Below are 14,891 nucleotides of genomic sequence, written 5' to 3'. Positions count from 1 at the left end.
CCCGATTATATGGGTATTATGAGCGTTAGAAGCTGTTTGCATAGTATCTCCTTGGATAAAAATAGTCAAAATATGAGAGCCACATTGTAGCCAAAATCAAAAAAAAAAAAAACGGCTTTTTATAATTGGACTAAATATTTACACATTGTTTGCGAAAGTTTGTAAAGGGTGTGTAAAAAATATGTAGTGCTTGTAAATGTATCGTAAAAATAACAAGAGATATTTCGCCTGCACTTTGCTTAGGCTCAATATGACAAGAAAAAGCGTTTTTCAAAAAGTGGATTCTAGGGGAGAGTGATCTCACTCAAAAGGCAGGGGGCATAGCCCCCACGCCTTAGCGTTTGACATCAATTCTAAATCTAAGTCCAAAGAGCTTAAAATTTAGATACAATGCAAATCTAAGGTGTCTGTTATGGTTTTTCATAGCAGAGCCTTTTTTGGTGAGATAGCCCCTTTTCTTGCGATTGGGGGCATCGTAATTATAACACTCTCTCTCAAACTCTACTACAATCTGCTTGATTCTTGTGTTTTATCTTGTCTTTGTGTAGATTGCGTTTCTTGTGCTTGTTGTGCTTGTTGTGCTTTGTGGATTACTAAAGAAGCTGCGGCTGCGCCTTGCTTTGCCACGCGGATAAAGTGGCTCGCGATGACAGGGGGGGAGAGTGAAGAATTGAAGGGTAGGGCAGGGGGGGCTTAAAGTTGATTATGCTAGGATTGCGGCTTTGACTTCTTGGCTTATTTGTAAGGATTATTTATGTATGCGGATTCTGCGCTTAGTCTTGTTGTGCCTTTATCGGTCATCGCGCTTGTGTTTATCACAAGGCGTGTTACTTTGAGCTTGTTTTGTGGGATAGTGATCGCTGCTGTGATGATGAGCGATAGCGTTAGTGCTAGCTTGAGCTATGTGTGGGGGCATATTTCTGGGGTGTTTTATAGCATTGATGAAAGAGGCAAGATAGAGCTAGCTTCTAATGGGCTATATGTGTTTGGGTTTCTCCTTATCCTTGGGATTTTGAGCCAGCTTATCTCATATTCTGGTGGGGTAGGGGCATTTGTCGCTTGGGCTAGAGGGAGAGTTACAAGCCCTAGGGGCTCGGAGTTTGTCGCATTTATTGCTGGGATTGTGATATTTATCGATGATTATTTTAATGCCCTAAGTGTGGGGCAAATGTCCAAGTCGCTTAATGACGCAAATGGCTCTACACGCGAGCGACTAGCCTATATCATCGACTCCACCTCTGCGCCTATTTGTATTCTCATGCCAATCTCAAGCTGGGGTGCGTATATCATAGGGATTTTGGATTCTAAGCATTTAGCCCTAGAATCTGGGGCGTTTTTGACACTACTTACAAGCATTTGGCATAACTACTACGCGTGGCTGGCGTTATTGGTGGTGTTTTTAAGCATTTATTGGCAGCTCTATTTTCCAGCTATGCGCACACGCGTAAATGTCGGTGTAAAGCTAGCAGAAGCAGGGCATAAGCACTCTATCTCAAGCATTTGGCTACTCATTACACCTATTTTCTTGCTTATTTGTAGTGTGGCTGCAATGCTTTTTTATAGTGGCTATGCACAAAGTGGGAGCTTGAGCCCTATCGTAATGCTACAAAACACCCAGACAGGCTTCGCGCTTTTCTGGGGTGGGCTTTTTGCGCTGTGTGTGAGCGTGGCTCTGTGTATAAGGCATTTGGAGACAGATTCTATCGTGCCCATTATTCGCTATGGTATTGGCTCGATGATGCCTGCTATTTTGATTTTGATTTGTGCGTGGGCGATTGGACCCATTATCAATGAAGATATGCAAACAGGGCAGTATCTAGCAAATCTAGCGCAGGAGAATCTAGCGCAATATGCAGGCGCGATTTTGCCGGTGCTGGTTTTTGTGATTTCTGGCTTCATTGCCTTTGCTACGGGGACTAGCTGGGGGACATTTGCCATTATGCTGCCCATTGCTGCGACTATGGCGCAGCTTTGTGGAGCAGATTACTTGCTAAGCCTATCAGCCGTGCTAGCTGGTGCGGTCTATGGCGATCACGCTTCGCCTATTTCTGATACGACAATCCTATCAGCCACTGGGGCAGGGTGCAATGCGCAAAGCCACTTTGTAACGCAGCTTCCTTATGTGAGCTTTGCTGCGCTATGGGCGTTGGTGGGCTTTGGGGTCGCTAGTGCCACAGGGCTTGTGGTGCTTGGCTGGGCTTGTGGGGTGTGCGGGGCTGTAGGTGTGCTATATATGTGTAAGGCTCGCTATGCTTTAGAGCAGCCAATAAGACAAAGCTAGGGGAGTAGCTATGAGTAAGGAAAAGTGGAAGCAAGAAAAGCGCGTGCATTTTGTCGATTGCTGTGATGATGGGATAAGAGATAAAGTCTGCCCTATTTTGGAGCAGCATTTCACGCTTATTTTTGATAGTGTCAATCCAGAATATGTCTTTTACTCTGCCTATGGAGAAGAGCATTTGGCTTATGATTGTATAAGGATCTTTATCACCGGCGAAAACATCGCGCCTAATTTCACCATCTGCGACTATGCCATAGGCTTTGATCATTTGCACTTCTTAGATCGCTATTTGCGCTATCCGCTTTATCTCTTCTATGAGCAAGATGTAAAAAGAGCTAGCCAAAAACATAAAGATATTGATGAAAAGCTTTTAGCAAGTAAAAGTCGCTTTTGCAACTTTGTAGTAAGCAATGGCAATGCTGATCCTTATAGAGAGCAAGTCTTCTACGCGCTTAATGCGTATAAAAGAGTGGATTCTGGTGGGAGGTATCTCAACAACATTGGCGGAAGTGTTGCAGATAAATTTGCCTTCCAAAGCGAGTGTAGATTCTCTCTCTGCTTTGAGAATTCTTCTACTCCGGGCTATTTGACAGAAAAGCTGATCCAAGCAGCAGCAGCGCAAACTATCCCCATTTATTGGGGTGATACTTTGGCTACTAAGCCATTATTTGATGGGGGGGGGGCATAAATGCAAAGGCGTTTATCAATGCCCATAGCTTCTCTAGCCTAGAATCCTTGATCGAGCATATTGCGGAGATAGAAGCAGATAAGACAAAGCAGCTTGCAATACTGCGAGAGCCTTTGTTTTTAGATTCTAATCATATTGAGCTTTTTGAAAAGCAGCTTGAGCAATTTTTGCTAGCTATTTTTAGCCAGCCTTATGAGAGAAGCTTTAGGAGGGGGAGAGTGATGTGGCAGTCCTTTGTTGAGCAGCGATATAAACGCGCAATGTATTTGCTAGCACTTGAAGATCGCATAAAAGCTCCATATCGCAAACTTCGCCAATTTTTACGCGCATTTTGGGATAGCCTTAAAGAAAAGCGCAGCCATACATAAAGAGAAATAAAAATTTGAAAATTATAGTTTTCATAACTAAATTAAAATATACATTGGGTGTTCCTAAGGCAAATTAGGTAATAAGCAAGAGTTACATACAAAAAGAGTATGCTCTAGCTTAGAGCTAGAGCTTGAAGCAAGGATCGCTAATATCTTATGAGCGGTCTTTGATATTAAGCGTGGCGATGAGTTTTGTGTAGGACTCGTATTTGGTGCGCTTTAGGTATTTAAGCAGGTGTTTTCTGCGCCCTACGAGTTTTAGTAGCCCTAGTCGGCTGGAGTGGTCCTTAGGGTTTGCTTTTAGGTGTGCTGTAAGGGTGGAGATTCTCTCGCTAAGGAGCGCGATTTGCACTTCTGAAGAGCCCGTGTCCTTTGCATCTCTGGCAAAATCTGTGATGATTTGCTGCTTTTTCGCCGTATCTAAAGCCATAAATGACCTCCTGATTGGTAGTTAAAATAAAGCCGCGATTGTATAAAAGAGAATCTAAAAGTAAGGTTAAATCTCTGTATTTATGGTAGCTACACACGAGCTAAGTTTGACTCAATGTCCCCAAAGTCAAAGCTATTTTTTACAAAAAACTCGCTAGAATCCGCGCCTACAACACATCACATACAAGGCATTATATGGCGTCTAAGGGGCAAACAGCACTGCAAAAGCTTGTCGCATTTGTGCAGGCGATGCTGCGTAGTAAAGACTTGACCGTTGTGGCGTTTTTGCTTTGTATTCTTGTGATTATCATAGTCCCTTTACCGCCGATGGTTTTGGACTTTTTGCTAACTATTTCCATTATGCTCTCAATCCTAATCATTTTCATCGCGCTTTATATCACTAAGCCTACAGACTTCTCCGCTTTCCCTACCCTGCTGCTCATTGTTACGCTATTTCGCCTAGCACTCAATGTCGCTACTACGCGTATGATTCTAACTGAAGGCTACCGCGGACCTAGTGCTGTGAGCGATATTATCACTGCATTTGGTGAATTTACCATTAGCGGAAACTATGTCATAGGGGTGATTATCTTTAGTATTTTGGTGCTTGTAAATCTGCTTGTCGTTACCAACGGCTCTACGCGCGTTACAGAAGTGCGTGCGCGCTTCGCGCTTGATGCGATGCCGGGCAAGCAGATGGCAATTGATGCAGATTTTAATAGTGGGCTAATCGATGAGAAAGAAGCCAAGCTTCGCCGAGCCGCATTATCACAAGAAGCGGATTTTTATGGCTCAATGGATGGGGCGAGCAAGTTTGTCAAAGGCGATGCGATCGCTTCTATCATCATCACTATCATCAATATTGTTGGCGGATTTTTGATCGGTATGACCCAATATGATATGGGCTTCGCGCAAGCAGCACAGACCTTTACGATCCTTACCATTGGTGATGGGCTTGTCGGGCAGATCCCAGCTCTTATCATCGCTACGGCTACTGGTATTGTCGCCACTCGCACCGCTGCGCAAGAGAATGCCAAAGAAAGCTTCGCGCAAAATCTCGTCTCACAGCTTACCTCTCAGTCTAAAACTCTGGTCATTGTGGGTATGATCTTGCTGCTTTTTGCTTCAATCCCCGGGCTTCCTACTCTCTCGCTGCTATTTGTGGGGGCGGTCTTGCTCTTTATCGCGTGGCTACTCTCTAGGGAAGATAAAAAAAGCTTGCTTTCTATCTTGCTTGATTGGGTAAATAAGAAATTTAACACAAACTTCACCGCAAGCTTGGAAGAGCCACAAGCAGAGCCCGATCTCTCCCCTGCCCCCAAGCCAGAAAAAACGCAAGAAGAGATCCGCAAAGAAGAAGAGCAGAATCTAAAAGACGCGCTAAAGGTTGATTTCTTAGAGCTTGAGCTTGGGTTTGAGCTTATTGGGCTAGCGGATCAAAAGCAAGGTGGCTTGCTGATTGAGCGCGTGCGATCGATGCGTAAGAAAATCGCGCATGATTATGGATTCCTAATGCCACAAATTAGAATCCGCGATAATCTTATGCTCCCATCGCCAAACTATGAAGTCAAGCTAAAGGGCGTGGTCATCGGTGAGGGAATGGTTATGCCTACTAAGTTTCTAGCCCTTGACACAGGCGTTGTGGGCAAGAAAATTGAGGGTGTGGAAGTGCAAGAGCCGGCATTTGGTATGAATGCAGTGTGGATTGATGCTAAAGATAAAGAAGATGCCATTATCGCAGGATATACGGTGTTTGACCCATCTTCTGTGATTTCTACGCATATTAGCGAGCTTGTAACGCGCAACGCACAGGAGTTTATCACACGCGATGAAGTCAATGGCATACTAAATCGTATGAGCGATGACTACCCTGCCCTAATCGAAGAAGCGCGCAAAATCTCATCTATTATCCGTATGGTGCTACAAGCCTTACTTGCAGAGCGAGTGCCTATACGAGATATGCTCACAATCCTTGAGACAACTATCGATAAACACGCGCTAGGCTTGGATCTTGATGTGATCATTGAAGGGGTGCGCGCTAGGCTTGCTAGAGTTATCACACAGACTTTTGCAGATTCTGATGGTGTGCTGAAAATTATAGGATTCTCACCACTTGATGAAGAGTATCTTAAAGCACGCATTAAAAATGACCCAGACTATGGACAAGTGCTAGCACTCACTGCCGTAGAGTCTGAGCAATTTACCCTAGGGCTTAAAAACGCCATAGAAGCGATGAAAGAGAAAAATATCTATGGTGTCATCGCCACTGATGTCAAGCTACGGCGCGTTATGGTGAAAGAAGTGCGTGATATTAAGGCAAGGATTCCAGTTATAAGCTATGCAGAAATTGACCCAAATGCAAAATTTGAGCAAGTAGGCTTAATCTCGCCAAACTTTTGATAGAGTAAAGCATAAGGATATAGATTATGAAAGTTTTCCATCTCTCGCATATTGATCTTGATGGCTATGGGGCGCAGTTTATCTCGCGCTACTTTTTTGATGATATAGAGTTTTATAATGCCAATTATGGCAGAGAGGTTATGGTGCGCTTGCAGAGTATTTTCACGCGCCTTGATACACATTTTGCCTTTGAAGAGAGATTTCGCACCAAAACACACCAAAGCTTTTTGATCCTTATTACCGATCTTAATCTAACCCCTAGTGAAGCAAAATATGTCTATGAGCGAGTCAATGCCTACAAACTCCAGCAAAAAGATGTATCCTTGCTCTTGCTTGATCACCACATTAGCGGGGAAGAGTGCGCGAAAATGTTTGATTGGTATCATTTAGATTCTAGTAAATGCGCGACAAAAATCACCTTTGAAACCCTGCAAGATCTCTACCCCAAAGCCCTAGAATCCACTCAAGCCAAGCGATTTGAAGATATAGCAGAATCTACAATGCTAAAAGCTATCCACTCACCCACGCACATCGCCCCACTAGCTGATATGGTGGAGATGATAAACTCTGTGGATATTTGGCGCGAAGATGGCTATGGGTTTGAGTTTGGCAAGGTGGCTTTAGGGCTCATTGCTGGGAGTAATGAGCTCAATCGCTTTATGTTTGACAAGCCCCATAGAGCGTATAAGTTTAACTTGCTTGAAGCTGCTAGGTCGTATCTAGGGAGAGAAAAAGGCGCAGTGGAGTTTGATAATGCGATATTTGTGCTTAAAAAATGTGCACTTGAAGGCGACCCAGATAATGAAACAATGGATCACATCACAAGCACAAAGCAAGCCGCACTACTTGGCACACTCAAAGAGCAATGCACCATACACTACCGCGATAAAGTGGGGTTTTTGAGCTACTCTATGGGCGGGATTAGCGTGCTTGCCAATCTTTTCTTACGCCAGAATCCAGAATATGACTTTTATATGGACATCAACGCTAGGGGCAATGTCTCACTGCGTGCCAATGGGGGCTGTGATGTCTGCGCGCTGAGTAAGGAGCTTTTCAATGGTGGGGGGCATAAGAACGCCGCTGGTGGTAAAATGGAAGGCTTTAGAGAGAGCTTTTTCTATGATGAGATAAAAGCCCAAGTGCAAAGCCTTATTGCCAATAAAACAACTTAAGGAGACTGCAATGAGCAAACATTATAGAGAATCTAGCAAGAGTGCAAAAGTGGATTCTGCAAATGAAAATGACTTAGAGCTTTTTGATATGCTGTGTGTCGCCCTGCATTTTGCTGGGCTTAAACGCTCTGCGCTTAAGCAGATTCTCCAAGCATATAGCGATGAGCTTGATAATTTTGATGATGAAGCTCCCTATGGGCAAGAAGAGATCATTGCCATTATCCACACACTGCAAGCAAAATACCCAGAAGCTTTCCACACCAGCTCAAGCGAGGGAATAGATGATGATAGAATCTAGCGGAGCGAAGAAAATCGCACTTTTTATTGACTGCGAAAACATTAGCTATAAGTTATGCCACGAGATTATGAAGAGGCTTGATGAGATTGGGGAAGTGTGCATTAAAAAGGCGTATGGAGACTGGCGCAAGGAAATGCTAGGACCTTGGGCAGAAGTGCTGCTGCAATACTCTATCGAGCCTATACAGATTCTATCTAGCGCAAAGGACTCCACTCACAAGGCAAAAAACGCTAGCGACATACGACTCACCATTGATGTGATGCACATACTCTACCAGCAGACGATGGACTGCTTCGCGCTTGCTACAAGTGATAGCGACTTTGCTTCTTTAGCACAAGAAATACGCAGATGGGCGATTCCTGCCATTGGCTTTGGAAGTCATAAGGCACGAGAAGAGCTAAAGCAGGCGTTTAATAGCTATGATGAGCTAGATACGCCCATCACCCTTGCAAACAACAAGGCTCTAATCAAGCTCCTATGCAGAGCTATTGACAATACGCAAGACTCCCAATCATTTGCCCTTGTCTCCACCATTGGTAATTGGATAAAGCAAAACTACTACAAAAGTGCCTCATCGTATAATAAAGAAAGCTGGGGCGATGTCTTTAAGCAAATCTGCCAAGAAAGCAAAGATGGCGTATTTGAGATACACTATGATGGCGAGCGTAAGAATATTATGAAAGTGCGCATCAAAAGACAATAGCCTAAGCTCCCTAGCACGCACCACCCTACCCCACTTCCACCTATCACATAGCATCAAATCCCCACCAGATCTATTAGAATCTAATAATAAGAAAAATTTTCATTTTTTATGTAGATTTTAGTTTCGCTTCACTATTATGCGAGAGTTTTTAATAATCATTTGCAATATTGTAAATGGCAAGATAACCCAAGGAGCACACAATGAAACATCTCTCTTATCACCAAGCAAACAACTTTGGCTATAAAGCAAAGATTCTAGGCATTCCCCTAGCTCTCCCGCTGCTGCTTCTAGCTCAGCCAGAGCCACAAGCCCAGCCCCACTCTCTCGAGCAGAATCTATCGCACCAGAGCAAGGAGCAGCCTTCGCAAGTAAAGCTTTTAGATGAGCAGGTTGTTACCGCTTCTCCTTTTAGTCAAAGTCATTTGCTAGCCCCAGCTTCGATTTCTGTGGTAACGCCCCAAGACATCGCCTCTCGCCCGGTGCGCGACCTAGCGGAAGCTTTGTCTAATGTGCCCGGAATTAGTATAGATTCTAGCGTGAGTAAAACAGGGGGCTATGGTATCTCTATCCGTGGTATGCCAAGCTCCTATACGCTAATCCTAATTGATGGCAAGCGCGTAAATGCAGATTCTAGCCTTTTCCCCAATGGCTTTGGCGACTCCACCACAAGCTTTATGCCCCCGCTTTCTATGATAGAGCGGATAGAAGTGGTGCGCGGTCCTGCCTCTACGCTCTATGGGAGTGATGCCATTGGCGGGGTGGTCAATATCATCACCAAGCAGAAGTATGATAAATGGGGAGCTAGCTTTGGCTATGACTATACTTTCCAAGAGAATAAATCCTTTGGCAATACGCAAGGCTTCAACTTCTACACAGCAGGTCCCATTAGCAAGGCGAAAAATTGGGGGCTATCTCTTAGGGGTAGGCAATATAGCAGGGCATTTGTCCCTAGCACAAATCTTGCCAAATATCCTTCTGTAACTAATGGGCAGGAGTCCCAAACTACCGCAGGGCGTAACACTATCGTAGGACTAGCCCCCTTTGATAGCTACAATTTAGGCGGTAGGCTTAGCTGGAGTGAGCTTGTAGCAGTAGGACATAGGGCTAGAAATACCGCATATCTCGATATTGATTACTCACAGCAAAATTATGACAACTCTCAAGGACTCCTAGGCACTTACAAAGCCGATGATAAAGGCAGCGAGCAAGAAAAGCGCGCAGCAAATGGCTATGGTAGTGAGATGGACTTCTATCGGCTTAATGTGGTTGCCGCACATAAGGGGCATTACCGCGATAGCCTAGAATCTACCTTCCAGAGCTTTAGCACAGATTCTAGTATGCAGTATAACTTCACCGCTAATCCTAACCGCTATGTGCCAAAAGCCGCCGCGCCAAATGGTGCTAATGGCGTTAATGCTGGCGATAGCAGAGAGCTAGAGAGTCAAGATGTGATAATCGACCACAGAAGTAATGCATTTTTTGCATTTGGGGATTCTGTGGGGCTAAATGCGAGCATTGGCGGGCGGTATTGGTATAACACCTTTAGGGACAAAATCTTCCAAGTAGGGGGCAAAAGCGCGACACAAGCCCAGCATATTGGCGCGATATTTGGCGAAGGTGAGCTTGGCGTGTATGATCGAGTGTTTTTGACAGCTGGGATACGGGGGAACTTCAACTCCATCTTTGGAGCAAATGCAAGCCCTAGAATCTATCTCTCTTATAATGCCATAAAGCGCGGCTGGCTAGCTTTCAAAGGCGGTATATCCACAGGCTACAAGACCCCTGCCCTGCCCAATCTCATCAATGGCGTAGCTAATCTAAGCGGACAAGGATCAACCCACACCTATGGCAACCCAAACTTAAAACCAGAATCCAGTATCAACTATGAATTATCCGCCCTAAGCGATAATCCCTACTTCTCCGCTTCTATTACGGGATTTTATACCAACTTTACTGATAGGATCTCTACTACCCCAAGCGTAGCTCAAGGCACGCAAATTAACGGCTTTACCTGCGGGGCTAACACCTGCTCAAGCTATATCAATGTCGATGAAGCCATAAGCTATGGCGCGGAGACTTCGCTTGCTATTAAGCCAATTAGTGTGGGCTATGGCACAATAGGACTAAATGCCGCCTACACTTTCACGCTTACAGAGATCACCAAAGCCCAAAATGCTAGCGACATTGGCACAAGGCTACAAAATATCCCATTGCACAATCTAAACGCCTCTATCAACTATGATAGTAAGTATTTTGGCGCATATATCCGCCAAGAGTATAAGGCTGGAATCTATCGCGGTAATCCAAGCATTGCAGGGAGTGCAGCGGCAACACTTGGAGAATACTATAAGCCAATCACTCTCACGCATTTAGGTGGCTACTATAAGCCTAGCAAATATGTGCGTATCAATGCTGCAGTGTATAATCTCTTTAATGTGGATTTTGTGGATTATCAACGCTATGCCACTACTAGCGCGCCAAACTACAACTATGCTAATGCTTACAACTATATACGAGAGGGGAGAAGATATTATATCTCTGTGCAAATGGACTTCTAGTAAAAGCTATCCACTCTTACCTAGAACCTAGCTTGCTTTGTGGAGGATTGTTGGGTGTGGTATCATTGCGCCTTTTATAATTGTAAGTAAAGGTAGCTATTATGAAAGCCACACAATCCAAACCACTCGCAGCTATTAGTGCGCTGGTGATAATTCTTATAGGGGGGGGGGCTTATATATTATCACCCAAGCGTGTCTTTCAATCTTGATGATGCGCTGATTTTTTTCAACATCATAGAGTCTAAGCCTATTTATTGGGGGATTGATCACTTTGACAAAGGTAGATTCTACCCCCTAGCCTTTATGGATCTCAATCTCCTTATGCGCCTTTTCCCCACAAGCGATATTCTCACTGCTCCTAGAATCTACTTTTTTGCAAATGTGGTGGCTTTTGCTCTGCTTACTTGCGTGCTATTGTATCTGCTTATGCAGATTGTGCCTCTCTCTTATAGCGTGCTGGCTCTGCTTATATGCTTTGTCAATCTTGGCTTTGTGATTGTGTTTATGGGGGTTTGCTTCCCTGAGAGAGTGCAGGTAGTGTGGCTTAGTGGGTATATTTTGGGGCTATTTTTTCTAGCTCACAAGCAGAAGCGAGCGGGGCTGTGGGCATTAGTATGTATCGTGTGTGGTGGGGCTAGTATGTTCTACAAAGAGCCAGATTGTATCTTTATCTGTGGGAGTTTGGCGGTATTTATCGGGCTTAGATTCTACTATGGATATAAGAGTGGCGCACACAATAAGCACGCTACTATACCTATTGTCATTGTGGGGCTTGCTTTGGGGCTTATAGCCTGTGTGTTTATGGGCTTGTATCTATGGCTTGTTGTGCCAAATATCCAAAAATCCTATGCCAACTTTGGGCTAAAAAACTTGCAAGTAGCAAAGGATATGATAAATGCCATAATGTATCACCCATTTTTGTTTCTCTTTGCTCCAGCAGTCCTAGCGGTGCGTGTGCAAAAAGTGCTACAAGCATTAAAGACTAATGACACAAAAGCCCTACACACAAGCTATGCCTTTTATGACGCCTTGCTTATAGCTGCCCTAGCCTATGGGGCTAGCTTTTTTGTGCTGATGATTTTCACACCATATTACTTTTTCCCTTGCTATGTTATGGCACTTTTGCCTGTGGCGTTTTATACAAAGATGTATTACGCCCATTTGCGCAAGCTACTTATTGTCGTTGTGCTAGCACATATTTTGGTCAATGTCCCAAGCGCGCTCTCGCGCTATACAAGCATTAAACTTCTGCCACCACACTACTTACAAGCTACACAATTTCTAGCAGACTACACGCGCGCAAATGCTGGCACGAATATTGTTATGCTAGGACAGAGGAGCGATCCGCTTGGTAGGGTGTTTTATGGATATTTGGAGTGGTTTGTGCGCTATTTTGACGGCAAGGACTTCACACTTGCAAGCCCCGATCCTGCTCCTATAGACTCACTAAAAAGTGGCGATCTCTTATACCTAGATTCTTATACACAAGCCTACATCACGCCACAGATTCTAGCTAGGCTTAGTGCGGATTATGAAGTGATATTTTCTTCTAGCTATGTGGGATTCTATGATGTTGGGCTAAAGAGTCTTGCAAAGTATCTTTTACTACACTATGCGCCAAAATACGCTAAGAGCCTATCTAGTAGCAATATTTTTAACGCACCGCTTGGGGTCTATATCTACCGCGTGCGCTAGCTATAAAAACCCAAACACAATTTGAATCCCATGCACCATTTCAGCCATAGCTAGGGCATTGCCCGCGGGATAGAAGCTAGCCCGATAGAGTAAGTCCCCATTGATGGGGAAGAATTTAAACAAAGCAACCCCCACTTCCACATACCCACCAAGCGCGCTATGCCCAGCACGATTAGCACTAATCATACCACCACCTAGCGCGAAAGAAAAAAGCCCAGCATTAGGCTGCTTCCAAGAATGCACATAGAGCATAGCTCCAAAAGAGTGCGTGGAGATAGAGGTATTAGCATAAAGATATTTTGCCCTAAGTCCTATGTCTATATCATTATGAAAAAGGTAGTTCCACCCTGTGCTTGCACCGATATTTAGCCCCATAGCACCGCCGCTTGGAGTGTTTAGCTCAATGCTTGAGCCTATGTGAAAACTCGCAAGCTGCCACCAATTGCCAAAGTAATTATTGCGCGCTTGGCTCTCTAAATCTAGTGCGCAGAGACTCTTACACAATAGCAGCACACACACTATCTTGGTTTTCATCATAAGCCCCCTTAGCCTAGAATCTAGCTACATTATAGCCTATATCAATGCCAGATTCTAGCTCTAGGAAGCTTGCCCGTGCGCGAAGCCTTGGCTACAAACTCCAGTGGTGTTCTAGTCTTTTTGGCTAAGCGCAAAAGCCTGTGCTTATCGCGCGCAGCAATGGCAAAGAGCAGTTCATACTCCTCTCCGCTTCTATATGCGGGTATGCGAGATTTTGCGATATGGCTAAAGCGCAGATGATTAAGCGCGCTAAGTGTATGTAGCTCTGCCAAGACTCCATCAGATACATCAAGCCCTACCCTAGCAAAAGATGCGATATGGCGGATAAACTCGCCACGCAAGCAGGGTGATATAAAGCGTGCAAACCGCTTAGATCGCGCTATTTCCCCACCTTTAAGAAGGCACGATAGCGCATAGAGACTCTGCCCAACCCTCCCTGTGCAATACACCAAATCCCCCGCCCTTAGCCCCTTGCGTTTTAAAATCCTGCCATTTGGCACTCCAAGCATTGTGATATGGAAGGCTAGATTCTGCCCCTTCATCGTATCGCCACCGATAAGTTTAATGCCATACTTCTTAGCGACTTTTGCTAGAGCTAGAGCGATTTGGGTGATTTCTTTGGGGTGCAGCGCAGGGAGTGTGATGGACAATAGAGCATATTTTGGCGTGGCATTCATAGCAAGTATATCAGAGAGATTTACAAGCATAGCCTTATGGGCAATTTCATCAAGTCTTAGCCACTCTCGCTTAAAATGTATATGCTCGCAAAATCCATCTGTGGCGATAAGAAGCTCTCTATGCCTATCTAGCACTCTAGCAAACTCTTTGCTAGAAAATCCTTGTAAATGCTTATATTTAGGGCTTTGGATTCTAGGAAGATGTGAGCTATCTTGCAAAAGCACCGCGTCATCTCCCACACCAAGCAGGACACCGGATTTACGCAGTGCTTCTATAAAAAGTGCTTCATAATTCATACGCCAAAGTGTGCGATCCGCTCTCCAAAGCGCACCTTTTGATCTACTGATGACTCAAGGCTACTATCTTGCATAACTAGCACAATTGTAGAGCCCATTTGAAAATGCCCAAGCTCATCGCCCTTTTTCACACATATAGGCGTATTATAAGTGTAAATATCTCGCGCATTTGGCGTGGCATTGGTGTTGATCCTAGAGTCAAAGTGGAATATCATCTTCCCTACATTAAGCGCACCTACTGCTACAAAGTAGATTCTGGTGTTGTGTGGGGTATTTGCCACAAGCACTACTCGCTCATTGCGGACAAACAAATTGCTATTTTTACGCAATGATGGGAAATTCACAGGCAAAAGCTCCCCGCCAAAATACCGAGCCTCTATAATCTCCATATCACAAGGCGCGTGGTAGCGGTGATAATCACTAGGGGAGAGATAGAGATTGATATAAGAAAACCCATCAGCCTCCCCCGCTTGTATGCCAAGAAACTCATCAATAGGATAGGACATTCCCTTAATTTGTAAAGCAAGATTGCTAGCAACTATGCCTTGCTCTGTGATTAGACTATCACTTGGAGAGATGAGAGAGTCCTTGCTAGAATCTACTTTTCTTTGATGTGCTAGCTTTCTTGTAAAAAGTGCATTAAGTGTAGGATAAGACTCAGCTGGTGCAAAGTCGCTTAGATCAATGGCAAATATCCGCACATACACACGATTGATAATGCGCTGAAACCACCGCGGGAACGAATGAGAAGCAAACTTGCCAAAAAGCCTTGAAATGGCATTTGTATTCAT

13 protein-coding genes are annotated in these 14,891 nt (G+C 44.5%); 9 read left to right on the top strand and 4 right to left on the bottom strand.

Features of this window, described 5'->3' with window-relative positions:
* The first annotated feature begins 754 nt into the window (after nt 1-754).
* Genes F4V45_RS08600 through F4V45_RS08590 form a run of 3 tightly spaced genes read left to right on the top strand, consistent with a single transcriptional unit; the run spans nt 755 to nt 3,334 of the window.
* Complete coding sequence (locus F4V45_RS08600; protein WP_150337899.1) at nt 755-2,281, top strand: Na+/H+ antiporter NhaC family protein; 1,527 nt, start codon at nt 755-757, stop codon at nt 2,279-2,281.
* A gap of 10 nt (nt 2,282-2,291) precedes the next feature.
* The gene (locus tag F4V45_RS08595; RefSeq protein ID WP_150337898.1) at nt 2,292-2,966 is read left to right on the top strand and encodes a glycosyltransferase family 10 domain-containing protein; all 675 of its coding nucleotides are present in this window, start codon (nt 2,292-2,294) and stop codon (nt 2,964-2,966) included.
* A gap of 47 nt (nt 2,967-3,013) precedes the next feature.
* Nucleotides 3,014-3,334 (top strand): hypothetical protein, encoded by a 321-nt coding sequence (locus F4V45_RS08590; protein WP_150337897.1) that lies wholly within the window; start codon nt 3,014-3,016, stop codon nt 3,332-3,334.
* A 154-nt stretch (nt 3,335-3,488) separates the two neighbouring features.
* On the opposite strand, the gene rpsO is transcribed toward F4V45_RS08590, so the two are convergent.
* Nucleotides 3,489-3,764, bottom strand: a complete 276-nt coding sequence (rpsO, locus tag F4V45_RS08585) for a 30S ribosomal protein S15 (RefSeq protein ID WP_150337896.1) — start codon at nt 3,762-3,764, stop codon at nt 3,489-3,491.
* A gap of 194 nt (nt 3,765-3,958) precedes the next feature.
* Between rpsO and flhA the strand changes: the two genes are divergently transcribed.
* From flhA to F4V45_RS08555, 6 genes are all read left to right on the top strand, one after another.
* Nucleotides 3,959-6,163: a flagellar biosynthesis protein FlhA gene (gene flhA / locus F4V45_RS08580; RefSeq protein ID WP_150337895.1), complete on the top strand. Its 2,205-nt coding sequence runs from the start codon at nt 3,959-3,961 to the stop codon at nt 6,161-6,163.
* Between the two features lie 26 nt (nt 6,164-6,189).
* Nucleotides 6,190-7,335 carry a DHH family phosphoesterase gene (locus F4V45_RS08575; RefSeq protein ID WP_150337894.1) on the top strand — a complete coding sequence of 382 codons (1,146 nt, stop codon included), beginning with the start codon at nt 6,190-6,192 and terminating at the stop codon, nt 7,333-7,335.
* A gap of 10 nt (nt 7,336-7,345) precedes the next feature.
* A complete protein-coding gene (locus F4V45_RS08570; protein ID WP_023930762.1) occupies nt 7,346-7,633 on the top strand; it encodes a hypothetical protein in 288 nt (95 codons plus the stop codon).
* A complete protein-coding gene (locus tag F4V45_RS08565; RefSeq protein WP_023930761.1) occupies nt 7,617-8,336 on the top strand; it encodes an NYN domain-containing protein in 720 nt (239 codons plus the stop codon). Before F4V45_RS08570 ends, F4V45_RS08565 begins: the two co-directional genes overlap by 17 nt.
* Before the next feature lie 200 nt (nt 8,337-8,536).
* Nucleotides 8,537-10,894: a TonB-dependent receptor domain-containing protein gene (locus F4V45_RS08560; RefSeq protein ID WP_150337893.1), complete on the top strand. Its 2,358-nt coding sequence runs from the start codon at nt 8,537-8,539 to the stop codon at nt 10,892-10,894.
* 192 nt (nt 10,895-11,086) lie between these two features.
* The gene (locus F4V45_RS08555) at nt 11,087-12,589 is read left to right on the top strand and encodes a hypothetical protein (protein ID WP_150337892.1); all 1,503 of its coding nucleotides are present in this window, start codon (nt 11,087-11,089) and stop codon (nt 12,587-12,589) included.
* Here the strand turns inward: F4V45_RS08555 and F4V45_RS08550 are convergent, their stop codons facing one another.
* From F4V45_RS08550 to F4V45_RS08540, 3 genes are read right to left on the bottom strand one after another with little or no spacing between them, the layout of a single operon-like run.
* Nucleotides 12,590-13,126 carry a hypothetical protein gene (locus F4V45_RS08550; protein WP_150337891.1) on the bottom strand — a complete coding sequence of 179 codons (537 nt, stop codon included), beginning with the start codon at nt 13,124-13,126 and terminating at the stop codon, nt 12,590-12,592.
* A gap of 41 nt (nt 13,127-13,167) precedes the next feature.
* The gene (locus F4V45_RS08545) at nt 13,168-14,100 is read right to left on the bottom strand and encodes a thiamine-phosphate kinase (protein WP_150337890.1); all 933 of its coding nucleotides are present in this window, start codon (nt 14,098-14,100) and stop codon (nt 13,168-13,170) included.
* Nucleotides 14,097-14,891 (bottom strand): phosphatidylserine decarboxylase, encoded by a 795-nt coding sequence (locus F4V45_RS08540; protein WP_150337889.1) that lies wholly within the window; start codon nt 14,889-14,891, stop codon nt 14,097-14,099. Before F4V45_RS08540 ends, F4V45_RS08545 begins: the two co-directional genes overlap by 4 nt.

It is taken from the genome of Helicobacter canis (assembly GCF_008693005.1).
GTDB classification, from domain to species: domain Bacteria; phylum Campylobacterota; class Campylobacteria; order Campylobacterales; family Helicobacteraceae; genus Helicobacter_B; species Helicobacter_B canis.
The sequence above is the reverse complement of the archived record's forward strand: the minus strand, read 5'-3'. Positions and strand labels throughout refer to the sequence as shown.